Origin of the sequence: Streptomyces sp. NPDC015346 (assembly GCF_043078785.1) — a bacterium.
GTDB lineage: Bacteria > Actinomycetota > Actinomycetes > Streptomycetales > Streptomycetaceae > Streptomyces.
In genome coordinates, this window is sequence record NZ_JBIBTW010000004.1 from 481,769 (window position 1) to 506,639 (window position 24,871).

At 71.1% G+C, this 24,871-nt stretch carries 25 protein-coding genes; 6 read left to right on the forward strand and 19 right to left on the reverse strand.

Going from position 1 to position 24,871, the window contains the following annotated elements; genetic code table 11:
- Positions 1-7: 7 nt before the first annotated feature.
- From nuoK to ACF06X_RS17395, 11 genes are read right to left on the reverse strand one after another with little or no spacing between them, the layout of a single operon-like run.
- The gene (nuoK, locus tag ACF06X_RS17345; protein ID WP_069927518.1) at positions 8-307 is read right to left on the reverse strand and encodes an NADH-quinone oxidoreductase subunit NuoK; all 300 of its coding nucleotides are present in this window, start codon (positions 305-307) and stop codon (positions 8-10) included.
- The gene (locus tag ACF06X_RS17350; protein WP_392288106.1) at positions 304-1,146 is read right to left on the reverse strand and encodes an NADH-quinone oxidoreductase subunit J; all 843 of its coding nucleotides are present in this window, start codon (positions 1,144-1,146) and stop codon (positions 304-306) included. Before ACF06X_RS17350 ends, nuoK begins: the two co-directional genes overlap by 4 nt.
- Positions 1,143-1,739, reverse strand: a complete 597-nt coding sequence (gene nuoI / locus ACF06X_RS17355; RefSeq protein WP_392288107.1) for an NADH-quinone oxidoreductase subunit NuoI — start codon at positions 1,737-1,739, stop codon at positions 1,143-1,145. Before nuoI ends, ACF06X_RS17350 begins: the two co-directional genes overlap by 4 nt.
- A complete protein-coding gene (nuoH, locus tag ACF06X_RS17360; RefSeq protein WP_392288108.1) occupies positions 1,714-3,081 on the reverse strand; it encodes an NADH-quinone oxidoreductase subunit NuoH in 1,368 nt (455 codons plus the stop codon). Before nuoH ends, nuoI begins: the two co-directional genes overlap by 26 nt.
- Entirely contained in the window at positions 3,078-5,558 is a 2,481-nt protein-coding gene (locus tag ACF06X_RS17365; RefSeq protein WP_392288109.1) for an NADH-quinone oxidoreductase subunit G, read from the reverse strand. The genes nuoH and ACF06X_RS17365 overlap by 4 nt, the downstream gene beginning before the upstream one ends.
- Positions 5,555-6,904 carry an NADH-quinone oxidoreductase subunit NuoF gene (gene nuoF / locus ACF06X_RS17370; protein WP_392288110.1) on the reverse strand — a complete coding sequence of 450 codons (1,350 nt, stop codon included), beginning with the start codon at positions 6,902-6,904 and terminating at the stop codon, positions 5,555-5,557. Before nuoF ends, ACF06X_RS17365 begins: the two co-directional genes overlap by 4 nt.
- Positions 6,904-7,647: an NADH-quinone oxidoreductase subunit NuoE gene (nuoE, locus tag ACF06X_RS17375; RefSeq protein ID WP_392288111.1), complete on the reverse strand. Its 744-nt coding sequence runs from the start codon at positions 7,645-7,647 to the stop codon at positions 6,904-6,906. Before nuoE ends, nuoF begins: the two co-directional genes overlap by 1 nt.
- The gene (locus ACF06X_RS17380) at positions 7,644-8,975 is read right to left on the reverse strand and encodes an NADH-quinone oxidoreductase subunit D (RefSeq protein WP_392288112.1); all 1,332 of its coding nucleotides are present in this window, start codon (positions 8,973-8,975) and stop codon (positions 7,644-7,646) included. The genes nuoE and ACF06X_RS17380 overlap by 4 nt, the downstream gene beginning before the upstream one ends.
- Complete coding sequence (locus tag ACF06X_RS17385; RefSeq protein WP_392288113.1) at positions 8,972-9,703, reverse strand: NADH-quinone oxidoreductase subunit C; 732 nt, start codon at positions 9,701-9,703, stop codon at positions 8,972-8,974. The genes ACF06X_RS17380 and ACF06X_RS17385 overlap by 4 nt, the downstream gene beginning before the upstream one ends.
- A complete protein-coding gene (locus ACF06X_RS17390; RefSeq protein ID WP_018528252.1) occupies positions 9,700-10,254 on the reverse strand; it encodes an NADH-quinone oxidoreductase subunit B family protein in 555 nt (184 codons plus the stop codon). Before ACF06X_RS17390 ends, ACF06X_RS17385 begins: the two co-directional genes overlap by 4 nt.
- A gap of 17 nt (positions 10,255-10,271) precedes the next feature.
- On the reverse strand, positions 10,272-10,631 hold the full coding sequence (locus ACF06X_RS17395; RefSeq protein WP_003974383.1) for an NADH-quinone oxidoreductase subunit A: 360 nt from the start codon (positions 10,629-10,631) through the stop codon (positions 10,272-10,274).
- Positions 10,632-11,321: 690 nt separating this feature from the next.
- Here ACF06X_RS17395 and ACF06X_RS17400 point away from each other — a divergent pair.
- On the forward strand, positions 11,322-12,161 hold the full coding sequence (locus tag ACF06X_RS17400) for a C40 family peptidase (protein ID WP_392288114.1): 840 nt from the start codon (positions 11,322-11,324) through the stop codon (positions 12,159-12,161).
- A 99-nt stretch (positions 12,162-12,260) separates the two neighbouring features.
- On the opposite strand, the gene ACF06X_RS17405 is transcribed toward ACF06X_RS17400, so the two are convergent.
- On the reverse strand, positions 12,261-13,154 hold the full coding sequence (locus ACF06X_RS17405) for an NAD(P)-dependent oxidoreductase (protein WP_392288115.1): 894 nt from the start codon (positions 13,152-13,154) through the stop codon (positions 12,261-12,263).
- Positions 13,155-13,239: 85 nt separating this feature from the next.
- Here ACF06X_RS17405 and ACF06X_RS17410 point away from each other — a divergent pair, with 85 nt between their 5' ends.
- Entirely contained in the window at positions 13,240-14,244 is a 1,005-nt protein-coding gene (locus ACF06X_RS17410) for a helix-turn-helix domain-containing protein (RefSeq protein ID WP_392288116.1), read from the forward strand.
- On the opposite strand, the gene ACF06X_RS17415 is transcribed toward ACF06X_RS17410, so the two are convergent.
- The 5 genes from ACF06X_RS17415 to ACF06X_RS17435 form a co-directional block, all read right to left on the reverse strand.
- Positions 14,210-15,493 carry a geranylgeranyl reductase family protein gene (locus tag ACF06X_RS17415; protein WP_392288117.1) on the reverse strand — a complete coding sequence of 428 codons (1,284 nt, stop codon included), beginning with the start codon at positions 15,491-15,493 and terminating at the stop codon, positions 14,210-14,212. The genes ACF06X_RS17410 and ACF06X_RS17415 overlap by 35 nt on opposite strands.
- Before the next feature lie 78 nt (positions 15,494-15,571).
- Positions 15,572-16,264: a demethylmenaquinone methyltransferase gene (locus tag ACF06X_RS17420; protein ID WP_392288118.1), complete on the reverse strand. Its 693-nt coding sequence runs from the start codon at positions 16,262-16,264 to the stop codon at positions 15,572-15,574.
- Positions 16,265-16,366: 102 nt separating this feature from the next.
- On the reverse strand, positions 16,367-17,011 hold the full coding sequence (locus ACF06X_RS17425; protein WP_392288119.1) for a hypothetical protein: 645 nt from the start codon (positions 17,009-17,011) through the stop codon (positions 16,367-16,369).
- Positions 17,012-17,018: 7 nt separating this feature from the next.
- Positions 17,019-18,218 carry a cyclic dehypoxanthinyl futalosine synthase gene (mqnC, locus tag ACF06X_RS17430; protein ID WP_158989188.1) on the reverse strand — a complete coding sequence of 400 codons (1,200 nt, stop codon included), beginning with the start codon at positions 18,216-18,218 and terminating at the stop codon, positions 17,019-17,021.
- A gap of 57 nt (positions 18,219-18,275) precedes the next feature.
- The gene (locus ACF06X_RS17435; RefSeq protein ID WP_392288120.1) at positions 18,276-20,096 is read right to left on the reverse strand and encodes a protein kinase; all 1,821 of its coding nucleotides are present in this window, start codon (positions 20,094-20,096) and stop codon (positions 18,276-18,278) included.
- Positions 20,097-20,241: 145 nt separating this feature from the next.
- Here ACF06X_RS17435 and ACF06X_RS17440 point away from each other — a divergent pair, with 145 nt between their 5' ends.
- Positions 20,242-21,288 (forward strand): alpha/beta hydrolase, encoded by a 1,047-nt coding sequence (locus ACF06X_RS17440; RefSeq protein WP_392288121.1) that lies wholly within the window; start codon positions 20,242-20,244, stop codon positions 21,286-21,288.
- 15 nt (positions 21,289-21,303) lie between these two features.
- Here ACF06X_RS17440 and ACF06X_RS17445 read toward each other — a convergent pair whose 3' ends face one another.
- Positions 21,304-22,170 (reverse strand): menaquinone biosynthetic enzyme MqnA/MqnD family protein, encoded by an 867-nt coding sequence (locus ACF06X_RS17445; protein ID WP_392288122.1) that lies wholly within the window; start codon positions 22,168-22,170, stop codon positions 21,304-21,306.
- A 260-nt stretch (positions 22,171-22,430) separates the two neighbouring features.
- Between ACF06X_RS17445 and ACF06X_RS17450 the strand changes: the two genes are divergently transcribed.
- Together ACF06X_RS17450 and ACF06X_RS17455 are read left to right on the forward strand one after the other, a co-directional pair.
- Positions 22,431-22,634: a cold-shock protein gene (locus tag ACF06X_RS17450; RefSeq protein ID WP_003984261.1), complete on the forward strand. Its 204-nt coding sequence runs from the start codon at positions 22,431-22,433 to the stop codon at positions 22,632-22,634.
- 153 nt (positions 22,635-22,787) lie between these two features.
- Positions 22,788-23,186, forward strand: coding sequence for a DUF1992 domain-containing protein (locus ACF06X_RS17455; RefSeq protein ID WP_392288123.1), 399 nt, complete (start codon positions 22,788-22,790; stop codon positions 23,184-23,186).
- Positions 23,187-23,224: 38 nt separating this feature from the next.
- On the opposite strand, the gene ACF06X_RS17460 is transcribed toward ACF06X_RS17455, so the two are convergent.
- Positions 23,225-23,626 (reverse strand): hypothetical protein, encoded by a 402-nt coding sequence (locus ACF06X_RS17460; RefSeq protein WP_392288124.1) that lies wholly within the window; start codon positions 23,624-23,626, stop codon positions 23,225-23,227.
- 646 nt (positions 23,627-24,272) lie between these two features.
- Here ACF06X_RS17460 and ACF06X_RS17465 point away from each other — a divergent pair.
- Positions 24,273-24,788: a DUF664 domain-containing protein gene (locus ACF06X_RS17465; protein ID WP_392288125.1), complete on the forward strand. Its 516-nt coding sequence runs from the start codon at positions 24,273-24,275 to the stop codon at positions 24,786-24,788.
- The last annotated feature ends 83 nt before the right edge of the window (positions 24,789-24,871 follow it).

Genomic DNA, 24,871 nt, shown 5'->3' on the forward strand with positions numbered 1-24,871 from the left:
CAGCCCCTCACAGCTTCATCAGGCTGGCGTCGTCGACCGAGGCCGAGTGGCGGGAACGGAACAGCGACACGATGATCGCGAGCCCGACCACGACCTCCGCGGCGGCGACGACCATCGTGAAGAAGGCGATGATCTGGCCGTCGAGATTGCCGTGCATCCGGGAGAAGGCGACGAACGCGAGGTTGCAGGCGTTGAGCATCAGTTCGACGCACATGAAGACCACGATCGCGTTGCGCCGGATCAGCACCCCGGCCGCGCCGATGGTGAACAACAGGGCGGCTAGATAGAGATAGTTGACGGGGTTCACCGGGTGGCCTCCTCATCGTCCCGGTCCCGGCCGAGCCGTTCCTCGGAGCTCTGCTCGAGAGCCTTGAGGTCGGCCAGCGCCTCGGTGGACACATCGCGGATCTGGCCGCGCTTGCGGAGGGTCTGCATCACGGTCAGCTCGGCGGGGGTGCCGTCCGGCAGCAGACCGGCGATGTCCACCGCGTTGTGCCGGGCGTAGACCCCGGGCGCCGGCAGCGGCGGCACCTGCGTGCCCTCGCGCACCCGCCGCTCGGCGAGTTCGCGCTGGGTGCGGGCCTTCTCGGTGCGCTCGCGGTGGGTGAGCACCATCGCGCCGACGGCCGCGGTGATGAGCAGCGCGCCGGTGATCTCGAAGGCGAAGACGTACTTGGTGAAGATGAGGGCGGCGAGGCCCTCCACGTTCCCGCCGTGGGCGGCGTTGGCCGCGCCCAGTCCGTTGAACTCGGTCAAGGCCGCCTGGCCGATCCCGGCGACGAGCAGGACGCCGAAGCCGAGGCCGCAGGCCGCGGCCCACCAGCGCTGCCCCTTGATGGTCTCCTTCAGCGAGTCGGCGGCCGTGACACCGACCAGCATGACGACGAAGAGGAAGAGCATCATGATCGCGCCGGTGTAGACGACGATCTGGACGACGCCGAGGAAGTACGCGCCGTTGGCGAGGTAGAAGACCGCCAGGACGATCATGGTGGCGGCGAGACAGAGCGCGCTGTGGACCGCCTTCTTCATCAGGACCGTGCACAGGGCGCCGATCACCGCGACGGTGCCGAGGACCCAGAACTGCACGGCCTCACCGGTCGAGGTGGCGTACGCCGCGAGGGTCGCGGTCGCGAGGTCGGCGCTCATGCGTCCACCTCTTCCGGCTCGCCCTTCTCCCCCTTGGACGTGGCGACCTGCCGGACCGTGCCGGGTGCGGCCTCGGTGACGAGACCCCGGTAGTAGTCCTGCTCGTCCATGCCCGGGTAGATGGCGTGCGGTGTGTCGACCATGTTCTCGTCCAGGCCGACGAGGAGCTGCTCCTTGGTGTAGATCAGGTTCTCGCGGGAGGAGTCGGCCAGTTCGAACTCGTTGGTCATCGTCAGCGCCCGCGTCGGGCAGGCCTCGATGCACAGGCCGCACAGGATGCAGCGGGCGTAGTTGATCTGATAGACCGCGCCGTACCGCTCACCCGGGGAGTAGCGCTCCTCGTCGGTGTTGTCCGCGCCCTCCACGTAGATGGCGTCCGCGGGGCAGGCCCAGGCGCACAGCTCGCAGCCCACGCACTTCTCGAGACCGTCGGGGTGACGGTTGAGCTGGTGCCGGCCGTGGAAGCGCGGCGCCGTCGTCTTCCGCTGCTCCGGGTACTGCTCGGTCAGCCGCTTCTTGAACATGGCCTTGAAGGTCACGCCGAAGCCGGCCACCGGATTCTGGAAATCAGACACCGTCCGTCTCCTTTCCATCACTCTCAGTAGCAGTATCGGCGGCGCCACTGACAACGAGGTCCCGGTCGTGCCGGGGCCGTCGCCGTGGCACCGGCGGCAGGGACTGTCCGGGCAGCGGCGGTACGGGGAACCCGCCGGCCATCGGGTCGAACGGGGCCTCGGGGCCGGCCTTCTCGGCCTCGGCCTCGCCCTTCGCCCTCTTGTCGCGGAACATGTCCGCGATGAAGGAGAGCAGCAGCACGGCGAGGACCGCCCCGGCGACGTAGAGCACGATCGTCTGGAAGTCGTAGTTCGCGTTCCGCAGCGCGCGGACGGTGGCGACCAGCATCAGCCAGACCACCGAGACCGGGATGAGGACCTTCCAGCCGAGCTTCATCAGCTGGTCGTAGCGGACGCGGGGCAGCGTGCCGCGCAGCCAGATGAAGAAGAACAGCAGCAGCTGCACCTTGAGGACGAACCAGAGCATCGGCCACCAGCCGTGGTTCGCGCCCTCCCAGAAGGTGGAGACCGGGTACGGGGCCCGCCAGCCGCCGAGGAAGAGCGTCACCGACACGGCCGAGACCGTCACCATGTTCACGTACTCGGCGAGCATGAACATCGCGAACTTGATGGAGGAGTACTCCGTGTTGAAGCCGCCGACGAGGTCGCCCTCGGACTCCGGCATGTCGAACGGGGCGCGGTTGGTCTCGCCGACCATCGTGACCACGTAGATGATGAAGGAGACCGGCAGCAGGACGATGAACCAGCGGTCCGCCTGCGCCTCGACGATCGCCGAGGTCGACATCGACCCGGAGTAGAGGAAGACGGAGGCGAAGGCGGCGCCCATCGCGATCTCGTAGGAGATCATCTGCGCGCAGGAGCGCAGCCCGCCGAGGAGCGGGTAGGTGGAGCCGGAGGACCAGCCGGCGAGCACGATGCCGTAGATCCCGACGGACGCGATGGCCAGCACGTACAGCATGGCGATCGGCAGGTCGGTCAGCTGCATCGTGGTGCGCTGTCCGAAGATCGACACCTCGTTGCCGGCCGGGCCGAAGGGGATCACGGCGATGGCCATGAACGCCGGGGCCGCGGCGATGACCGGCGCGAGGATGTAGACGACCTTGTCGGCGCGCTTGACGACGATGTCCTCCTTCAGCATCAGCTTGATGCCGTCCGCGAGGGACTGGAGGAGACCCCAGGGGCCGTGCCGGTTGGGGCCGATGCGCAGCTGCATCCAGGCGACGACCTTGCGCTCCCACACGATGGAGAAGAGCACGGTGATCATCAGGAAGGCGAAGCAGAAGACGGCCTTGATCGCGACGAGCCACCAGGGGTCCGTGCCGAACATGGACAGGTCTTCAGCGGCGAGCAGCGTGGTCATGCCTCCACCTCCGTCGAAGCCGCGGGGCCGATGCGGACCAGGTCGCCCGGGTGGGCGCCGGTGTCGGAGAGGACGCCGCCGCCCGCCGAGTTCAGCGGGAGCCAGACCACACGGTCGGGCATCTCGGTGACCCGGAGCGGGAAGTGGACCGAGCCCGCCGGGCCGGTGACGGCGAGGACGTCGCCGTCCTTCACCCCGGTCTCGGCGGCGGTGGCGGCCGACAGGTGCGCGAGGGCCGCGTGGCGGGTGCCGGCCAGGGCGGGGTCGCCCTCCTGGAGCCTGCCGAGGTCCAGCAGGAGCCGGTGGCCGGCGAGGACGGCCTCGCCCTCGACGGGGCGCGGCGCGGCCTGGGCGGGCTCGACGGGCTCGGAGGCCCGCTCGCCGGTCCAGCCGCCGAGCCGGTCCATCTCCCGTCGTACGGACTTCAGATCCGGCAGCGCCAGGTGGGCGTCGAGGGCGTCCGCGAGCATGTGGAGCACGCGCGCGTCCGTCGGCGCGAGCGGCCGGGTCATCTGGTCGGGCTTGAGCGCCGCCTCGAAGAAGCGGGCCCTGCCCTCCCAGTTGAGGAAGGTGCCGGCCTTCTCGGCGACCGCGGCGACCGGCAGGACCACGTCGGCCCGTTCGGTCACCTCGCTCGGCCGCAGCTCCAGGGAGACCACGAAGGCCGCGTCGAGGGCTTCACGCGCGCGTGCCGGGTCCGGCAGGTCGCGGACCTCCACGCCGCCGACGAGCAGCGCGCCCAGTTCGCCGGTGGCGGCGGCCTCGACGATCTGGCCGGTGTCGCGGCCGTAGCCGTGCGGGAGTTCGCGTACGCCCCAGGCGGTCGCGACCTCCTCACGCGCGCGGGGATCGGTCACGGGGCGTCCGCCGGGCAGCAGCGTCGGGATGGCGCCGGCCTCCAGCGCGCCCCGCTCGCCCGCCCGGCGCGGGATCCACACCAGCGTCGCGCCGGTCGCCGTCGCGGCCCGGACGGCGGCGGTGAGTCCGCCGGGCACGGCGGCCAGGCGCTCGCCGACCGCGATGACCGCGCCGCTCTGGCGCAGCGCCTCGGCCGCGGCCGTGCCGGTCTCGTCGAGGCCGACTCGGGAGGTGAGCGCGTCCAGCCACTCGGTCTCGGTGCCCGGCGCGGCCGGCAGCAGCGTGCCGCCCGCCTTCACCAGGCCGCGGGTGGCGTGCGAGGCGAGCGCGTAGGTCCGCTGGCCGTTCTTGCGCCAGGCCTTGCGCAGCCGCAGGAAGACGCCGGGCGCCTCCTCCTCGGACTCCAGTCCGACGAGCAGCACCGCCGGGGCGGCCTCCAGCGAGGTGTACGTGACGCCGCTGCCGTCCAGGTCCCGGCCGCGCCCCGCCACGGAGGAGGCCAGGAAGTCGGCCTCCTCGCCGGAGTGGACGCGGGCCCGGAAGTCGACGTCATGGGTGTCGAGGGCGACCCGGGCGAACTTGGCGTACGCGTAGGAGTCCTCGACGGTCAGCCTGCCGCCGGCCAGGACGCCGGTGCGCCCGCGCACGAGGCCGCGGGCCGCCGCCTCCAGCGCCTCGGGCCAGGAGGCGTGCTCCAGCTCACCGGTCTCGGGGTTCCGGACGAGCGGGGTGGTCAGCCGGTCGCGCTGCTGCGCGTACCGGAAGCCGAACCGCCCCTTGTCGCACAGCCACTCCTCGTTGACCTCCGGGTCCTCGGCGGCCAGCCGCCGCATGACCTTCCCGCGCCGGTGGTCGGTGCGGGTGGCGCAGCCGCCCGCACAGTGCTCGCAGACGCTCGGCGACGAGACCAGGTCGAAGGGGCGGGCTCGGAAGCGGTACGCCGCCGAGGTCAGCGCGCCGACCGGGCAGATCTGGATGGTGTTGCCGGAGAAGTACGACTCGAAGGGGTCACCCTCGCCGGTGCCGACCTGCTGGAGCGCGCCGCGCTCGATCAGCTCGATCATCGGGTCGCCGGCGACCTGGTTGGAGAAGCGGGTGCAGCGGGCGCAGAGCACGCACCGCTCGCGGTCGAGCAGCACCTGGGTGGAGATCGGCACCGGCTTCTCGTAGGTCCGCTTGACTCCCTCGAAGCGGGAGTCGGCCTGCCCGTGGGACATCGCCTGGTTCTGCAGCGGGCACTCGCCGCCCTTGTCGCAGACCGGGCAGTCCAGCGGGTGGTTGATGAGCAGCAGCTCCATCACGCCGTGCTGGGCCTTCTCGGCGACCGGGCTGGTCAGCTGCGACTTCACCACCATGCCGTCGGTGCAGGTGATGGTGCAGGAGGCCATCGGCTTGCGCTGGCCCTCGACCTCGACGATGCACTGGCGGCAGGCGCCGGCCGGGTCGAGGAGCGGGTGGTCGCAGAACCGCGGGATCTCGATGCCGAGCTGTTCGGCGGCGCGGATGACGAGGGTCCCCTTGGGGACGGAGATCTCGGCGCCGTCGATGGTCAGCGTGACGAGCTCCTCGGGCGGGACGGCGGCTTCGCCGCCGGCCGGGTTCGACGTGGTCACCGTCATGCCGTCACCTCCTTGTGGTGGTCCGCCCAGGCGGTCGACTTGGCCGGGTCGAAGGGGCAGCCCCGGCCGGTGATGTGCTGCTCGTACTCCTCGCGGAAGTACTTCAGCGAGGAGAAGATCGGGGAGGCGGCGCCGTCGCCGAGCGCGCAGAAGGACTTGCCGTTGATGTTGTCGGCGATGTCGTTCAGCTTGTCGAGGTCGGACATGGTGCCCTTGCCGGCCTCGATGTCGCGGAGCAACTGGACCAGCCAGTAGGTCCCTTCGCGGCACGGCGTGCACTTGCCGCAGGACTCGTGGGCGTAGAACTCGGTCCAGCGGGTGACGGCCCGCACCACGCAGGTGGTCTCGTCGAAGCACTGGAGCGCCTTGGTGCCGAGCATCGAGCCGGCGGCGCCCACGCCCTCGTAGTCGAGGGGCACGTCGAGGTGCTCGTCGGTGAACATCGGGGTGGAGGAGCCGCCCGGGGTCCAGAACTTCAGCCGGTGGCCGGCGCGCATGCCGCCGCTCATGTCGAGGAGCTGGCGCAGCGTGATCCCGAGCGGGGCCTCGTACTGGCCGGGCGAGGTGACGTGCCCGCTGAGCGAGTACAGCGTGAAGCCAGGGGACTTCTCGCTGCCCATGGACTTGAACCAGTCCTTGCCCCGGTTGAGGATCGCGGGAACGGAGGCGATGGACTCGACGTTGTTCACCACGGTGGGGCAGGCGTACAGACCGGCGACCGCGGGGAAGGGGGGACGCAGCCGGGGCTGGCCGCGCCGTCCTTCGAGCGAGTCGAGCAGGGCGGTCTCCTCGCCGCAGATGTACGCGCCGGCGCCCGCGTGCACGGTGAGTTCGACGTCGAGCCCGGTTCCGAGGATGTCCTTGCCGAGGTAGCCGGCCTCGTAGGCCTCGCGGACGGCCTCGTGCAGCCGGCGCAGGACGGGGACGACCTCGCCGCGCAGATAGATGAAGGCGTGGTTCGAGCGGATCGCGTAGCAGGCGATCACGATGCCCTCGATGAGCGAGTGCGGGTTGGCGAAGAGGAGCGGGATGTCCTTGCAGGTGCCGGGCTCCGACTCGTCGGCGTTGACGACGAGGTAGTGCGGCTTGCCGTCGCCCTGCGGGATGAACTGCCACTTCATCCCGGTGGGGAAGCCGGCGCCGCCACGGCCCCGCAGCCCGGAGTCCTTGACGTACGCGATGAGGTCGTCGGGCGACATCGCGAGGGCCTTGCGCAGCCCTTCGTACCCCTCGTGCCGCCGGTAGGTCTCCAGCGTCCAGGAGTTCGGCTGGTCCCAGAACGCCGACAGGACCGGGGCGAGCAGCTTCTCGGGGCTGCTGTTGCTGAGCTCGGGTGCCAAGGTCATCACTCCCCCTCCCCACCGGCTGCTTCGCCGCGCGGGTGGCCGATCTTGTGGTGCGGGGTCTCGCCCTTGGCAAGCCGCAGCCCGACGAGGGAGGCCGGGCCGGCCCCTCCGGTGGCCTCGACGGCCCCCTCGCGCTCGTCGGGGAAACCGGCCAGGATCCGGGCCGTCTCCTTGTACGTGCACAGGGGCGCGCCGCGGGTCGGCTCGACCGGGCGGCCGGCCCGCAGGTCGTCGACGATCTTCTTGGCGGACTCGGGGGTCTGGTTGTCGAAGAACTCCCAGTTGACCATCACCACGGGCGCGAAGTCGCAGGCCGCGTTGCACTCGATGTGTTCGAGGGTGACCTTGCCGTCGGCCGTCGTCTCGGCGTTGCCGACGCCGAGGTGGGCCTTCAGCTCCTCGAAGATGGCGTCGCCGCCCATCACCGCGCAGAGCGTGTTGGTGCACACCCCGACCTGGTAGTCGCCGGACGGCTTGCGCCGGTACATCGTGTAGAAGGTGGCCACCGCGGTGACCTCGGCGGTGGTGAGGCCGAGGAGATCCGCGCAGAACTTCATGCCGGTGCGGGTGACGTATCCGTCCTCCGCCTGCACGAGGTGGAGCATCGGCAGGAGCGCGGAGCGGGACCCCGGGTAGCGGGCGATGATGTCCTTGGCGTCCGCCTCCAGCCGGGCGCGTACCTCGGCCGGATAGTCGGGGGCGGGGAGCTGGGGCATCCCGAGACTGGTGTGTCCGTCCGTCATCGGTCGACGCCTCCCATCACGGGGTCGATGGACGCGACGGCGACGATGACGTCGGCCACCTGGCCGCCCTCGCACATCGCCGCCATGGCCTGCAGGTTGGTGAAGGACGGGTCGCGGTAGTGGACCCGGTAGGGGCGGGTGCCGCCGTCGCTGACGACGTGCACGCCGAGCTCGCCCTTGGGGGACTCGACGGCCGCGTAGGCCTGGCCGGGCGGTACGCGGAAACCTTCGGTCACCAGCTTGAAGTGGTGGATCAGGGCCTCCATGGAGGTGCCCATGATCTTCTTGATGTGGTCGAGGGAGTTGCCGAGTCCGTCCGGGCCGAGCGCGAGCTGCGCGGGCCAGGCGATCTTCTTGTCGCCGACCATGACCGGGCCGGGCTCCAGCCGGTCCAGGCACTGCTCGACGATCCTGAGGGACTGGCGCATCTCCTCCAGGCGGATGAGGAAGCGTCCGTAGGAGTCGCAGCTGTCGGCGGTCGGGACGTCGAACTCGAAGGTCTCGTAGCCGCAGTACGGGTCGGTCTTGCGCAGGTCGTGCGGGAGGCCCGCCGAGCGCAGGATCGGTCCGGTGGCGCCGAGCGCCATGCAGCCGGCGAGGTCGAGGTAGCCGACGTCCTGCATGCGGGCCTTGAAGATGGGGTTGCCGGTGGCGAGCTTGTCGTACTCCGGCAGGTTCTTCTTCATGGTCTTCACGAACTCGCGCACGGCGTCGACCGCGCCGGGCGGGAGGTCCTGGGCGAGGCCGCCGGGGCGGATGAACGCGTGGTTCATGCGCAGGCCGGTGATCAGCTCGTACAGGTCCAGGATCATCTCGCGGTCCCGGAAGCCGTAGATCATGATCGTGGTCGCGCCGAGCTCCATGCCGCCGGTGGCGATGGCCACCAGGTGGGAGGAGAGCCGGTTCAGCTCCATCAGCAGGACGCGGACGAGGGTGGCCCGGTCGGGGACCTGGTCGGTGATGCCGAGCAGCTTCTCGACGCCCAGGCAGTACGCCGTCTCGTTGTAGAACGAGGTGAGGTAGTCCATGCGCGTGACGAAGGTGGTGCCCTGCGTCCAGGTCCGGTACTCGAGGTTCTTCTCGATGCCGGTGTGGAGGTAGCCGATGCCGCAGCGGGCCTCGGTGACGGTCTCGCCGTCGATCTCCAGGATGAGCCGGAGCACGCCGTGGGTGGACGGGTGCTGGGGGCCCATGTTGACGATGATCCGCTCGTCGTCGGCCTTGGCGGCGGACTCGACGACCTCGTCCCAGTCACCACCGGTGACGGTGTAGACGGTGCCTTCGGTGGTCTCGCGCGGGGACGCGGGGGATGCGGGTGGGGTTGTCACGAGTACGACCTCCGCTGGTCCGGAGCCGGGATCTGGGCGCCCTTGTACTCGACGGGGATGCCGCCGAGGGGGTAGTCCTTGCGCTGCGGGTGGCCCTGCCAGTCGTCCGGCATCATGATCCGGGTGAGGGCGGGGTGGCCGTCGAAGACGATGCCGAAGAAGTCGTACGTCTCGCGCTCGTGCCAGTCGTTGGTCGGGTAGACCGTGACGAGCGACGGGATGTGCGGGTCGGCGTCCGGGGCGGACACCTCCAGGCGGACCAGCCGGCCGTGGGTGAGCGAGCGCAGGTGGTAGACGGCGTGCAGCTCGCGGCCCTTGTCGCCGGGGTAGTGGACACCGGAGACGCCCGTACAGAGCTCGAAGCGCAGGGCGGGGTCGTCGCGCAGGGTGCGGGCGACCCGCAGCAGGTGCTCGCGCGCGATGTGGAAGGTCAGCTCGCCGCGGTCGACGACCGTCTTCTCGATGGCGTTCTCGGGCAGGAGTCCCTGCTCGTCGAGGGCGCCCTCGAGTTCGTCGGCCACCTCGTCGAACCAGCCGCCGTAGGGGCGGGTGGCCGGGCCGGGCAGCCGGACGGAGCGGACGAGGCCGCCGTATCCGGAGGTGTCGCCGCCGCTCTGGGCGCCGAACATCCCGCGCTGGACGCGGACCTCCTCGCCCTGGTCGCCGCGCTGCCCGGGGAGGTTCTGCGCGCTGAGCTCCTTGTCGGGGTTGGGTGTCTCGTCACTCAACGGAGAAGACCTTTCATCTCAATGGTCGGCAGCGCCTTGAGCGCCGCCTCCTCCGCCTCGCGGGCCGCTTCCTCCGCGTTCACGCCGAGCTTGGAGCTCTGGATCTTCTGGTGGAGCTTGAGAATCGCGTCCATCAGCATCTCGGGGCGCGGCGGGCAGCCCGGCAGATAGATGTCGACCGGCACAATGTGATCAACACCCTGCACAATCGCGTAATTGTTGAACATTCCGCCCGAGGACGCGCAAACCCCCATGGAGATGACCCACTTGGGGTTCGGCATCTGGTCGTAGACCTGCCGCAGGACGGGCGCCATCTTCTGGCTGACCCGGCCGGCCACGATCATCAGGTCGGCCTGGCGCGGCGAGCCGCGGAAGACCTCCATGCCGAAGCGCGCCAGGTCGTAGCGGCCCGCGCCGGTCGTCATCATCTCGATGGCGCAGCAGGCCAGGCCGAAGGTCGCGGGGAAGACCGACGACTTGCGCACCCAGCCCGCGGCCTGCTCGACCGTCGTCAGCAGAAAACCGCTCGGCAGCTTCTCTTCGAGTCCCATAGGTGCCCCTCAGCCCCTCAGTCCCATTCCAGGCCGCCGCGCCGCCACACATAGGCGTAGGCGACGAAGACGGTGAGCACGAAGAGCAACATCTCCACGAGCCCGAAGATCCCCAGGGCGTCGAAGGTGACGGCCCAGGGATAGAGGAAGACGATCTCGATGTCGAAAATGATGAAGAGCATCGCCGTCAGGTAGTACTTGATCGGGAAGCGGCCGCCTCCGGCGGGAGTGGGCGTCGGCTCGATGCCGCACTCGTACGCCTCAAGCTTCGCCCTGTTGTACCGCTTTGGGCCGATTAGCGTGGCCATGACCACGGAGAAGATCGCAAACCCTGCCCCGAGGGCGCCGAGCACGAGGATGGGCGCGTACGCATTCACGCTCCTCGCTCCTTCCAGTCGTCCTTGACCGTTGGACCGCACCGGGCATCCGTCTCGCCGCCTCGAAGATCGCGTACATGTGAGGCAGTTCACAAGCCCGTTTGCCTCGCATCCTATGCCCGTCGATCTGTGATCTGCGACACGGGGTACGACACCGAGTTTGTGATCTCCACCACGAGGCGAACGATCATGAATTCGGATGAACGGTGATCTTCATACGGGAAGTAGCCAAGTGGGCACGAGACGTGACATCGGCGGGTGTCGCCCCTGGTCGGAGGGGCTACGCCCTAGCAAGAGATGGTCACTACAGGCAAATTCGCTCTGGACTCGCACGGGTGATAGAGGGGTCACCCCACCCGGCCGGGGGGCTCGGGGGAGCGAAGTGGACGTGTGCACGCGTTCACGAACGGCGAGGCGGGGGCGCGAGTTGGTCCGGTGTGACCTGCGCCACGTTCCTCACGGCCCGTCAAAAGCGGGGCTTGGCCAACGGTGTGAAGAGGTGGTAAGCGACGGTCAATTCGGACCTTTCGCGGAAAACCCGTGATCAAGGGCCTGATGGACCCTGCCCGAATTGCCCGTTACGGCGTCAATAAAGGCGTCAGGGAAGCGGATTGAGTGGTTCCGGTCGTAACTGTGGCGCAACCCACGTTTCTTGAAGGGAACCGTGAACCCCTGATAGCGGTTGTACTCATGTCCCACACCGCTCACATACCCAGCCACCGGAAGCCCCGCCGCAGCGCTTCGAAGCTCGCGCTCCGTGCCGGAGTTGCCGGTGGCGTCCTCAGCACCATCGCGGTGGCCGGTGCTGCCGGGCCGGCGAATGCCGAGCCGGTGACCGAGACCATCGAGATGCCCACCATCGGCTCGCTCGACACCGACCTGGCGAGCGCCGTCTCCGCCTCGGCGGAGGCGTCCCACCAGGAGGCCCTCGACCTGAGCCTGCGGGCCCAGGAGGACGCCGCCATCGCCAAGGCCGCCCAGGAGGCCAAGAAGGCCAAGGCCGAGGCGGACCGCAAGGCCGAGGCCGAGCGCGCCGAGAAGGCCCGCGAGGAGGCCCGCGAGCGCGCCTCCCGCACCCAGGCCCGCACGCAGCTCGCCCCCGCCTCCTCCTCGGACTCCGGCTCCTCCAGCTCCTCCGACAGCGGCTCCTCGTACAGCAGCACGCAGGCTCCCACCGGCTCCGCCGCGGCGATCGTGGCCTTCGCCCGCGCCCAGGTCGGCGACGCCTACGTCTCCGGCGGCACCGGCCCCAACTCCTGGGACTGCTCCGGCCTCGTCCAGGCCGCGTACCGTCAGGCCGGAATCGACCTGCCCCGCGTCTCCAGCTCGCAGTCGAGCATGGGCACGTCCGTCTCGCTGAGCAACCTCCAGCCGGGCGACATCCTCTACTGGGGCAGCCGCAGCGGCTCGTACCACGTGGCGATCTACGTCGGCGGCGGCATGTACGTCGGCGCGCAGAACCCGTCGACCGGTGTCGTCGAGCGCTCCCTGGACTGGGACACCCCGTCCGGCGCCGTGCGGATCCTCTGACCGGACCCGCTCCCCTTCCGTACGACGAAGGGCCGCCACTCCTCGGGGGAGCGACGGCCCTTCATCCTTTTTCCGGTGATCTTTTCCGGTGATCGTCGGCTACTTCCGGAACGCCTCGATGATCCGGGCGTAGCTGTCGCCGCCGTGGCCCGCCTCCACCGCGCTCCGCATCAGCTCCAGGTGCAGCCGCGGCAGCCGCCCGTCGACGCCGCGCTCCTCCCCCGCGTGCAGCAGGTGCCCGATGGCCGCCACCTGGACGTCGATGGTGGCGTCCGCGCCCGGGTACTCGCCCGCGTCGATCTGCTCGGCGTACCCGGTCATGAACCAGGAGACCGTCTTCAGCCAGCGGGTGGCGACCGCCGTGAAGTCACGGGCCGCCACCCCGTCGGCGCCCGTGAGCGCCGTGGCGTGCAGCCAGCCGCCGAAGACGGACCACATGAGCCCGAGCAGTCCGGCGTCGTAGAGGGAGGCGAGCCCGGCGTCCGCGCCGAGGTCCACCGGGTCGCCCAGCACGGCCAGGGTCGCGCGGTGCCGGGCGAGCAGCTCCGACCCGCCCGCGTACAGGATCATGTGGGCGCTGTCGCCGATCCCCGGCGGGGTCGTCATGACGCCGCCGTCGAGATAGCCGATGCCGTGGGCCTCCGCCCAGCGGGCGCTCTCCCGCGCCTGCTCGGGTGAGCCGGTGGTGAGGTTGACGAGGGCCCGGCCGCGCAGCGCCTCCGCGTGCGGGGCGAGGAGTTCGTGGACGGCCGCGTGGTCGAGGACGCAGACGACGACCAGTTCGCTCGCGGCGACGGCCTCGGCGACGCCGGCCGCGCGGGCGGCGCCGCGGGCGACGAGGGGGTCGGCCTTGGCGGGGGTGCGGTTCCAGACGGTGGTGGGGTGGCCGGCGTCGAGGAAGGCGGCGGCGAGCGCCGCACCCATCTGCCCGAGCCCGATGACGGTGACGTTCTCTCCGCGGAGGTTCTCTCCGCGGACGTTCTCTTCGCTCATGCCCTCCACGCTCGCAGCGGCGGAATCCGGCCGACAGTGGCAGGACTGACTCTGTCCGCACGGTTCCTGCCATAGGGTCGACCGCATGAGTGCGGGAGCGGGTCCGGGAGTGGTCGCCCTTGCCGTCGTACCGGACCGGCGGGTCGGGACGTCGATGTGGGAGCTGTACGAAATCGCCATCGCGTGCGCCGTGTTCGGGAACCCGCAGCCGGACCTCGCCGATCCCTGGTACGAGCTGCGGCTGTGCGGGGAGGCCGGCCCCGGGGTGTTCGCGCTGCGGACGGAGTACGGCCTCGACGGGCTCGCCGGCGCGGACACGGTCATCGTGCCGTCCGTCCCCGACGCGGTCGTCGAGGACGGCGAGGAGGTGCCGCCCGAGCTGGTGGACGCCCTGCGGGCGGCCGCCGCGTCCGGGGCGCGGATGGTGTCGCTCTGCACGGGGGCCTTCGCGCTCGCCGCGGCCGGTCTCCTCGACGGGCGTCGGGCCACCGCCCACTGGCAGCACACCGCGCAGCTCGCCGCCCGCCACCCGGAGGTCCTGGTCGACGACTCCGTGCTCTACACCGACGAGGGGGCCGTGCTGACGAGCGCCGGGGCCACCGCCGCGCTCGACCTCTGTCTGCATCTCGTACGGAAGGACCTCGGCGCCACGGTCGCCGGGCAGCTCGCCCGGCGCATGGTCGTGCCCGCGCACCGCGCCGGGGGCCAGGCCCAGTTCATCGAGGCGCCGCTGCCCCCGGGCGAGCAGGACAGCCTCGGTCCCGTACTCCAGTGGGCCACGCGGAACCTCGACCGGCCGCTGACCGTCGAGGAGCTGGCGCGGCGGGCCCGGATGAGCCCGCGCACCTTCCACCGGCGGGTGCGGGAGACGTACGGGACCACGCCGCTGCGGTGGCTGCTCCAGCAGCGGGTGGCCCGCGCTCAGAGCCTGCTGGAATCCAGTGACCTGCCCGTGGAGCGGATCGGCGACCACAGCGGGCTCGGGACGGCGGCGAACCTGCGCCGCCACTTCATCCGGTCGGTCGGGGTCTCCCCGACCGACTACCGGCGATCGTTCAGGCCTTCGGAGCCACCTTCGACAGGCCGTTGATGATCCGGTCCATCGCGTCGCCGCCCGTCGGGTCGGTCAGGTTCGCCAGCATCTTCAGCGTGAACTTCATCAGGACCGGGTGGGTCAGGCCCCGCTGTGTCGCGATCTTCATGATCTTCGGGTTTCCGATGATCTTCACGAAGGCGCGGCCGAGCGTGTAGTACCCGCCGTAGGTGTCCTTGAGGATCTTCGGGTAGTGGTGCAGCGCCAGTTCGCGCTGGGCCGGGGTCGCCCGGGCGTGCGCCTGGACGATGACGTCGGCCGCGATCTGGCCGGATTCCATCGCGTACGCGATGCCCTCGCCGTTGAACGGGTTGACCAGGCCACCGGCGTCGCCGACGAGCAACAGGCCCTTGGTGTAGTGCGGCTGGCGGTTGAAGGCCATCGGAAGCGCGGCGCCGCGGATCGGCATCGTCATGTTGTGCGGGGTGAAGCCCCAGTCCTCCGGCATGGAGGCGCACCAGGCCTTGAGGACCTCGCGCCAGTCCAGCTCCTTGAAGGCGGCGGAGGAGTTGAGGATGCCGAGTCCGACGTTGGACGTGCCGTCGCCCATGCCGAAGATCCAGCCGTAGCCGGGCAGCAGCCGGTCCTGCGGACCACGCCGGTCCCACAGCTCCAGCCAGGACTCCAGGTAGTCGTCGTCGTGGCGGGGGCTGGTGAAGTACGTCCGTACCGCCACGCCCATCGGCCGGTCCTCGCGCCGGTGCAGACCCATGGCGAGGGAGAGCCGGGTCGAGTTGCCGTCGGCGGCGACGACCAGCGGGGCGTGGAAGGTGACCTCGCGCTTCTCGTCGCCGAGCTTGGCGTGGACACCCGTGATCCGGCCGGTGCGGTCGTCGATGATCGGGGCGCCGACGTTGCACCGCTCGTGGAGCCGCGCGCCGGCCTTCTGCGCCTGGCGCGCGAGCTGCTCGTCGAAGTCGTCACGCTTGCGGACGAGTCCGTAGTCCGGGTACGAGGCGAGATCCGGCCAGTCGAGCTGGAGCCGGACGCCGCCGCCGATGATCCGCAGGCCCTTGTTGCGCAGCCAGCCCGCCTCCTCGGAGATGTCGATCCCCATGGAGACGAGCTGCTTGGTGGCGCGGGGGGTGAGGCCGTCGCCGCAGACCTTCTCGCGGGGGAACGCGGTCTTCTCCAGGAGCAGGACGTCGAGTCCCGCCTTGGCGAGGTAGTACGCGGTCGTGGAACCGGCCGGGCCTGCCCCGACGACGATCACATCTGCGCTGTGCTCGGAGAGGGGCTCGGTCACGGCGGGGTCTCCCGGAGGGTCGAGGGCAGGTCGAGTGCAGTCTATTGCGGGGGGATCGGGGGTCTGGCGGGGTGGGGCCTACGGCTTGAAGCCCCGGTGCATGGCCACGATGCCGCCCGACAGGTTCCGCCAGGCCACCTTCGTCCAGCCGGACTTCTGCAGGAGCCCGGCGAGGGTCGGCTGGTCCGGCCAGGACTGGATGGACTCGGCGAGGTAGACGTACGCGTCCGGGTTGGAGGAGACCGCGCGGGCCACCGGCGGCAACGCCCGCATCAGGTACTCCTCGTACACCGTGCGGAACGGCTTCCAGGTGGGGTGGGAGAACTCGCAGATGACGACCCGGCCGCCAGGCTTCGTCACCCGGTGGAGCTCGCGCAGCGCCGCCTCGGTGTCCTGGATGTTGCGCAGGCCGAAGGAGATCGTCACCGCGTCGAAGACGCCGTCGCGGAAGGGGAGCTTCGTCCCGTCGCCGGCCGTGAGCGGCAGCCAGCCGTGCCGCTTCTTGCCCTCGCGCAGCATCCCGAGGGAGAAGTCGCACGGGACGACGTACGCGCCGGTGGCCGCGAAGGGCAGCGACGACGTGCCGGTCCCGGCGGCGAGGTCCAGGATCTTCTGCGCCGGGCGCGCGTCGACGGCCTTGGCGACCTCCTTGCGCCAGCGCCGGTCCTGGCCGAGCGAGAGCACGTCGTTGGTCAGGTCGTAGTTCGCCGCCACGTCGTCGAACATCGAGGCGACTTCGTGCGGCTGCTTGTCCAGGGAGGCTCGGGTCACGCTCCCATTCAAGCAGCCCGCCCCGGCCCCTCTCGCGCTGGCCCGCGGGGGCCCGCGGGGGTCCGCACCCGCCGGGGCGTGCCGAGGCGGAGCGGTGCGCGGTCAGCGGGTCCGGTGGAGGAGGCGGCCGGCGATGACGGTGGCGACGCAGCTGCCCGCGCCGCGGGTCAGGAGGGCGGCCTCGTCCGGCGCGTCGAAGACCGCGAACGTGGCGGCCGCGCCGACCGGCCCGAGCGGCCTCACGAGCGCCTCGGCCAGCGGGCGGCCGTCGGCGAGGGGGTCCAGCGACGGCGGACCCGGCGGGTCGTCGGACCGTTGCTCCAGGCTCAGGCCGACGCGGGTCACCGCGTCCACGACGGCGCGCCGCCGCAGCTCTCCGGCCACGGCCACCACTCCGTGCGCGAGCAGCCGCTGTACGCCGCGCCGGGCGCTCGCGCCCCAGCGGGAGTCGGTCAGCTCCAAGGCCGCCAGGGCCTCGCCCGTCAGCGGCTCCGTGCCGAGCTCCGCGGCCTCCCGGGGGTCCGGGTGGTAGGCCCGCTCCAGGAGCTCCGGACCGTACGGATTGACCAGGCCCGGCGTCAGGACGCCGGGCCAGCGGCGGAGCCGCGCGCCGGGGTGGGCGGCGGCCACCTCTTCGTACGGACCGACCGCGCCGATCTCGCCGCCCCGGACGAGGACGGCGCCGCCCGGCACGGGCGCCCGGCCGCCGCCGGGCAGCAGCAGATCCGCGGCGTGAACGGTGAGCACGATCGGGTCAGTTGGCGTTCAGGAGCTTCAGCTCGGGGTGCGCCGTGCCGCCCTCGATCGCCGTGGAGGAGATGTGCGAGACGACGCGCTCGTCGACCGGGTCGTTCGCCGGGTCGTCGTGGACGACGAGGTGCTCGTACGTCGTGGCGCGCTGCGCCGGCACCCGGCCCGCCTTGCGGATCAGGTCGATGATCTCCATGCGGTTCGAACGGTGCTTCGCGCCCGCCGAGGAGACCACGTTCTCCTCCAGCATGATCGAACCCAGGTCGTCCGCGCCGTAGTGCAGCGACAGCTGGCCGACCTCCTTGCCCGTGGTCAGCCAGGAGCCCTGGATGTGGGCGATGTTGTCCATGAAGAGCCGCGCGATCGCGATCATCCGCAGGTACTCGAAGAGGGTGGCCTGCGTGCGGCCCTTGAGGTGGTTGTTCTCAGGCTGGTACGTGTACGGGATGAAGGCCCGGAAGCCGCCCGTCCGGTCCTGCACGTCGCGGATCATCCGCAGGTGCTCGATGCGCTCGGCGTTCGTCTCGCCGGTTCCCATGAGCATCGTGGAGGTGGACTCCACGCCCAGGCCGTGCGCGATCTCCATGATCTCCAGCCACCGCTCGCCGCTCTCCTTGAGCGGCGCGATCGCCTTGCGCGGGCGGGCCGGGAGCAGCTCGGCGCCGGCGCCCGCGAAGGAGTCGAGACCGGCCGCGTGGATGCGCTGGATAGCCTCCTCCACCGAGACCTTGGAGATCCGGGCCATGTGCTCGACCTCGGACGCGCCGAGGGAGTGGATGACCAGCTGCGGGAAGGCCTGCTTGATGGCGGAGAAGTGCTTCTCGTAGTACTCGACGCCGTAGTCCGGGTGGTGGCCGCCCTGGAACATGATCTGGGTGCCGCCGAGCTCCACGGTCTCCGCGCAGCGGCGCAGGATGTCGTCGAGGTCGCGGGTCCAGCCCTTGGCGGTGTCCTTCGGCGGTGCGTAGAAGGCGCAGAACTTGCAGGCCGTGACGCAGACGTTCGTGTAGTTGATGTTCCGCTCGATGATGTACGTCGCGATGTGCTCCGTACCCGCGTAGCGACGGCGGCGCACGGCGTCGGCGGCGGCGCCCAGCGCGTGCAGCGGCGCCGAGCGGTAGAGGTCGAGCGCCTCCTCGGGGGTGATCCGGCCACCCTCTGCGGCGCGGTCGAGGACGGACTGAAGGTCGGCCTTCTCGGTCACCGGGTGGTCCCTTTCGGAGGGTGCTGCACTGACCGAGCCAGCCTACGCCAGCGGTTGTCAGGACTTTCGCAGGGTGCCGGTCGGGCGGCCGGCGGCCTCCTCGTCGGAGCGGTAGGCGACGGTGCCGTCGGCGTTCAGGGTGAGGGTGAAGGAGGACGTACCGCTGGTGCAGAGGCCGGCGGTGCCGGGGCGGTCGGGGTCGGTGCGGTCGGCGACGCGCAGTTCGGTGGCGGTGGCGGAGGTGAGCCGGCCGATGCCGTGGCACCGCACGGTGGTGCCGAGGACGGTGATGACGTGGCTGGTGCGGACGACGTCCTCGCCGGTCCTGCCCTGGGCGACGACGGCGGTGAAGTCGCCGTGCGGGGAGCCGTTGCGCTCGGTGGTGGGGCCGGTCCAGCTGCCGACGAAGGCGGCGGGTACGGAGCCGGTGGGGGTGGGGCCTGTGGTGGGGCTGGTGTCCGCCGGCGGGGTCGATGGGCTCGGGCTCGCCGAGCTGGACGGGCGCGTACCGGCCCTGTCGTCGTCGCGGCCGCCGCCGGGCAGCAGGCCGAGGAGGTAGCCGGATCCGAGGGTGACGCCGGCGAGCGCGGCGGTGACGGCGAGCGCGACGGTACAGCTGACGCGGCGCCCGGCGGCGAGGGAGAGGGAGAGCTTCCGCCGGGGGGTGGGGTCGGAGGCGGGGGCGGGGGCGGGGGCGGGGGGTGTCTCCGGGGCCCGGGGGGTCGGGACGGCAGAGGCGCCCGCGCTCGGCTCGGGCCAGGGGCCGGGGGCGGGTTCCACCGGCGGGCCGAAGGCGCCCGGGGCCGAGACCGAGGGCGCGGTGAAGGGCACGGGCCCCGACTCGTACGGCTCGGGCACCGGCATCGAAACCGGGCTGGCGGCGGGGGCCGGGGCCTCGGGGGGCGGGCTCGTCGCCTCGTACGGCCCCGGGACCGACATCGGGCTCGCGGCGGGCGCCGGGGGTTCGGGGTGGGAGGTCGTCGCGTCCAGTTCCAGGAGGCGTACGGCGGTTCTGCTGACCTCCTCGACCAGGGGGCCCGGCAGCCAGCCCGGCGTCATCAGCTCCGCCGCTCCGTGCGGGGCGAGGAGGGCCGCCACCTCCGCCGGGGCCGGGCGGGCGGCCGGGTCCTTGGCGAGGCAGCCCGCCACCAGCTCCCTCAGTTCGCCGGTGAGCCCGGAGGCCAGCTCGGGTTCCTCGTGGACGACCTTGTAGAGCAACGTGGCCGAGGTCTCGCCGCGGAACGGCGGGTGGCCGGTCGCCGCGTACGCCAGGACCGCGCCGAGCGAGAAGACGTCGGCGGCGGCCGTGGCGCCCTGGCCGAGGATCTGCTCGGGCGCCATGTAGCCGGGCGAGCCGACGGAGACCCCGGTGGAGGTGAGCGAGGCCGTCCCCTCGATGGCGCGCGCGATGCCGAAGTCGATGAGCCGGGGCCCGTCGAGCGTGAGGAGGACGTTGGACGGTTTGACGTCACGGTGGACGAGGCCGAGGTCGTGCACGCCCGCCAGCGCCTCGGCGAGTCCGGCGCCCACGGCCCGTACCGCGTGCTCGGGCAGCGGGCCGACCGCCCCCACCGCCCGGTCGAGCGTCGGCCCGGCGACGTAGCCGGTCGCCACCCACGGCACGTCGGCCTCGGGGTCGGCGTCCAGGACGGGCGCGGTCCACCGCCCGCCCACCCGCCGGGCGGCCTCGACCTCCCGCCGGAACCGAGCCCTGAACTGCTCGTCCAGCGCGAAGTGCGGGTGCACGATCTTCACGGCGACGGTCCGGCCGCCCTCGTTGCGGGCGAGGTAGACGCGGCCCATGCCGCCGGAACCGAGCCTGCCGAGAAGCCGGTAGCCGCCGATGGTCCTCGGTGCCTCTGGTTCGAGCGGCTGCATGGTGTCTCCCCCATCGAGCGGCGTGGAGCCCTTCGTGGGCCGGATCACGACGATTCAGCACGGTACCGAGCCAACCGATCGCCCACCACGCCCCTCCTCCCTTCCGTAATCACCCGCCGTGTCCGAAAGCACCCGGAGTCGCACCATGAAACGCCGCAGGATCCTTGCCGCCGCCCTCGCCCTCGGCACCGCGGGCGCTCTCGTCACCGGCTGTTCCGACGAGGGTGAGCCGGTCTCGTTCGACACCCCGAGGTCGACGGCGCGGGCGCACACGCCGAAGACCCCGGCGAACGCGCACGCGCACGGCAAGCCGCAGGCGAAGATCCCGGAAACGGTTCTGCCGACCGGCCCGAAGGCGGACTTCACCACCGCCAACACCCTCGAGGACGGCACGAAGATCGGTGTCACGACCCTTCAGGGCGCGAAGTCGGGTTTCACGGGCAAGGTGTGGGTGTGGGCGCCGAAGCAGTATTTCGACCCGAAGTACGCGGACAGCGGCTTCCCGGTCCTCGTGGCGCTGCCGGGAGGAAACGGTTACCCGACGAATTACTGGATGGGCACGGACCTCAAACTCCAGTCGAGCATCACCGCGTGGTCCCAGACGGGAAAGAGCCTTCCGTTCATCGTCGTGATGCCCGTTCTCAACCCGGACGCCACGCACTACTACGACGGAAGCGATATCCCCGGGCAGCCGCGAATGGGCACCTGGCTGACGGAGGACGTGCCGGATTTTGTACGCGCCAATTTCCGTACCTTCAAGTCCCGTGACGGCTGGGCGTTCATGGGCTCGTCGTCGGGCGGCTTCGTCGGCCTGAAGTCCGTTCTCCAGCACCCGGACAAGTTCAAGGCCGTGATCGCGTCCGGGCCGGACATCGTCCCGGACTCGCCGCTGTGGGCGGGGCACGAGGCCGAGCGGCAGGCGAACAACCCGGAGAAGCTCGCCAAGGCGCTCGGCGCGAAGCCGGACACGAAGGCGAACCAGGTGTATCTGGCGTTCCAGATCGGCACGAAGGAGTCCGGCGCCGCCCGGCTCCGGGCGTTCATGAAGAGCTACACCAAGGGCCCGGTGAAGACCCGCCTCCAGGTCATACAAGGCGGCGGGCACAACGCCAAGAGCTATGTGCGGGGCATGGGCGACGGCTCGATCGAGTGGATCAGCCGGCACATGCAGGGCCCGATCCCCGCACCGTGACCACCGCGTCGGTCGTCATCTCGCCTTGAGCAGCTCCACCCGTACGTCCGCCGGGAAGCCGGTCGTCGGGCCGGTCCGGCGGGCGAACTCCCGTACACCGGCGAGCTGCTCGGGGCCGAAGCGGAAGTCCAGCGTCCGGAAGTACCGCTCCAGGAGCTCCGCGTCGAAGGACTCCCAGCGCGCGGCCTGCTCCGCGACCTTGGCGACCTCCACCAGCGACAGGTCGCGCGAGGCCAGGAACGCCTGATGGACCTCGCGCACCGTCTCCGGCTCCCGGGCCAGGAAGTCCTTGCGGGCCGCCCAGACGGCGAAGACGAACGGCATCCCGGTCCACTCCTTCCACATCAGCCCCAGGTCGTGGACCTGGAGGCCGAGCCGCGGCGCGTCGTGGAGCGAGGCCCGCAGCGCCGCGTCGCCGATGAGGACGGCGGCGTCCGCCTCCTGCATCATCAGGCCGAGGTCGGGCGGGCACGTGTAGTAGTCGGGCCGGACGCCGTACCGCTCGGCGAGCAGCAGCTGCGCGAGGCGCACGGACGTGCGCGAGGTGGAACCGAGGGCCACCCGCGCCCCGTCGAGCTGCTTCAGCGGGAGCTGCGAGACGATCACGCAGGACATGACGGGGCCGTCGCAGCCCACGGCGATGTCGGGCAGGGCGACGAGATCGTCGGCGTTGCGGAGGTATTCGACGAGGGTGATGGGCCCGATGTCGAGGCCGCCGCCCACCAGCCGCTCGCTGAGCTTCTCCGGGGTGTCCTTGGTCAGCTCCAGATCGAGGAGCGTTCCGGTGCGGGCCAGGCCCCAGTAGAGGGGGAGGCAGTTCAGGAACTGGATGTGTCCGACGCGGGGCCGGCTGCGCTGGTGGTCATCGGTTGCATTGTCCACAAAGCGAGGCTAGACCCGTCTCGTACGGTGGACATCGCCGGGGCCGCGCGTCAGCGCGCCGCGGGCGCGTCAAACGTGCGAGTGACGTGATCTTTACCTCTAGTGCGTCGCACACCCTGCGTGCTACGCTCATCGCAAGTTGCAGTTTGGTTTCCCTTGCAGTACAGAGCCTGCGGAGCATGTGACCCGCAGGCTTTTGTAGTTTTCAGACTTCTTTGCAGGTTCTGGAGCAGGGCAACCCTTTGGCCCAAGGAGGGCTTATGGCTACCGGAACCGTCAAGTGGTTCAACGCTGAAAAGGGCTTCGGCTTCATCGCCCAGGACGGCGGCGGCCCGGATGTCTTCGTCCACTACTCCGCGATCAACGCCTCTGGCTTCCGCTCCCTGGAGGAGAACCAGCAGGTGAACTTCGACGTCACGCAGGGTCCGAAGGGCCCGCAGGCGGAGAACGTCACCCCGGTCTAAGTTGCCCGGATCGGCGATCGCGCACGGCTAGAGAAGTACCCAAGGAGCCCCGCTCCGTGCCTTCGGGCACGAGCGGGGCTCCTGCCTCTTTTCCCTCTTCTCGCTCCTTTCGGCCGCCTTCTTACGGCGTGGCGGCTGTGCCACGCTGGACGCATGACCGAACGCAAACCGCCCGGTGTCAGCTTCGAGTCATTCGTGGACAAGCAGATCCGCGAGGCGCAGGAGCGGGGCGAGTTCCGGAATCTGCCCGGCTTCGGCAGGCCGCTCGACGACGACCGCGCCCCCTACGACGAGCTGTGGTGGATCAGGCGGAAGATGCACCGCGAGGGGGCCTCGGTCCTGCCGCCCGCGCTCGCCCTGCGCAAGGAGGCGGAGGACGCGGCGGAGGCGGTGGCCGCGGCCGTCTCGGAGACGCAGGTCCGCCGGATCCTCGGGGAGATCAACACCAGGATCGCCGAGGCGCTGGCCCGGCCGCCGGCGGGGCCGCCGCTGAACCTGAGGCCGTTCGACGTGGAGCGGACCGTGGCGGAGTGGCGCGCGGGCCGGGCCTAGCGGGGCGGGCCTAGCTGGGCGGGCCTGGCGGGCCGGGCCTAGCGGGGCTGCCCCCGCCCCCTTGAAGTGAGCGTTGCGCGGGCGCGGGCCCAGGTGCCGGGCGGGTCGAAGGTGTCCGACTGCCAGGTGGTGGAGGTCAGGGCGCCTCGGCCCCCGTACGCGCGCATGAGGGCGGTGTGCGGCGGCCAGGCGACGAAGCCGTGGAGCGCGGCCTCGTCGCGCCAGACGGCCACGGCGCCGACGCGGCCGGAGAGGGGCAGTGCCCACAGCCACATGCCGTACGCGCCGTCGAGCTCCGTCCACCGGGCGGCGAGCCGCCGGGCCGCGCGGTGGACACCGGTCAGATCGGTACGCCTCTCGGGCCGGAAGTCGGTCACGCTGACCAGAACCGGGCCCGCGCGGCCGTCGTCGCGCCCGGGCGTCCACGCCGACCTCAGCACGCCCCGGCCCCGCCATGCCCGCCGACCCCGCCATGCCCGCCGCGCCCGCCGTGCCAGTCCGGGGAGCGGCCGAGCATCGCCAGGATCAGATCGAGCGTGCTCGGGGGCAGGCCGCTGCCGGACTCCGCCGGAACTCCCGGCCCGAACGGGCCGCCCTCGGCCGGCCGGAGTCCGTCGCCGTGGGGGACGGCGCGCGCGAGGGGGAGCGCGGCCTCCAGGACATCCGCGCCGGGGTCGTACGGAAGCTCCAGGGCGCGGGCGACGCCCCAGCCGTGGACGACGTAGTCGAGGAAGTGGAAGCCGACGGCCTGAGCGGCGGGGAACGTCCGCCGGCTGGTGCACTCGGGCAGCGTGAAGGGCCGGTCGGGGCTGCCGGCTGCGGGACACCGTCCAGTCCGCCATCCAGGAGGCCGAGGAACCCCTGCTCTCCCGCCTCCCGGCCGCCGACCGCGCTGCCTTCCTCAGGGCGCTGCGGACCCTCTCCGAGTCGGTCTAGGCAGTGCGGGCCGCACGCTCGGCGCCTCCACCGAGCAGGTGAAACTCGCCTGCCTCCTGGCCCGTCCCCGGCCGGTCCCCCGGCCGTTCCCCGCTCACGACGAGAGTCTGACCGGGCCGCAGACGCCGACCGCCGAGGAGTGAGTACGACATGAAGAGCGCCGACCTGCTGCTGGACGCGTTCGGTCGCGTCCGGGAGGCCGTGTACGGGGCCGTCGAGGGGCTGTCGGAGGACGACCTCGCCGTACGGATCGACCCCGACGCCAACTCGATCGCCTGGCTCGTCTGGCACCTCACCCGCATCCAGGACGACCATGTCGCGGACGCCTTCGGTACGGACCAGGTGTGGACGTCCGACGGCTGGAAGTCCCGCTTCGGCCTGCCGTTCCCGGCCCGGGCCACGGGCTACGGCCAGTCGAGCAAGCAGGTCGGCCAGGTCCGCGCCCCGGCGGAGCTGCTCCTCGGCTACTACGACGCCGTCCACGAACGGACCCTGGCGTGCGTCGCGGACGTCACCAACGCGGACCTCGACCGCATCGTCGACGACTCCTGGGACCCACCGGTCTCCCTGGGCGTCCGCCTGGTGAGCGTGATCGCGGAGGACAACCAGCACGCGGGTCAGGCGGCGTACGTCAGGGGGGTCGTGGAGCGCGGGCAATCCCGCTGACCGGTTCGAAAGCTCTTGCTATCCTCCGGACGATCAGAGCGCGCGATCCGCTTGTCCGGGTGGGGGGTTGACCCTCGGCGGCG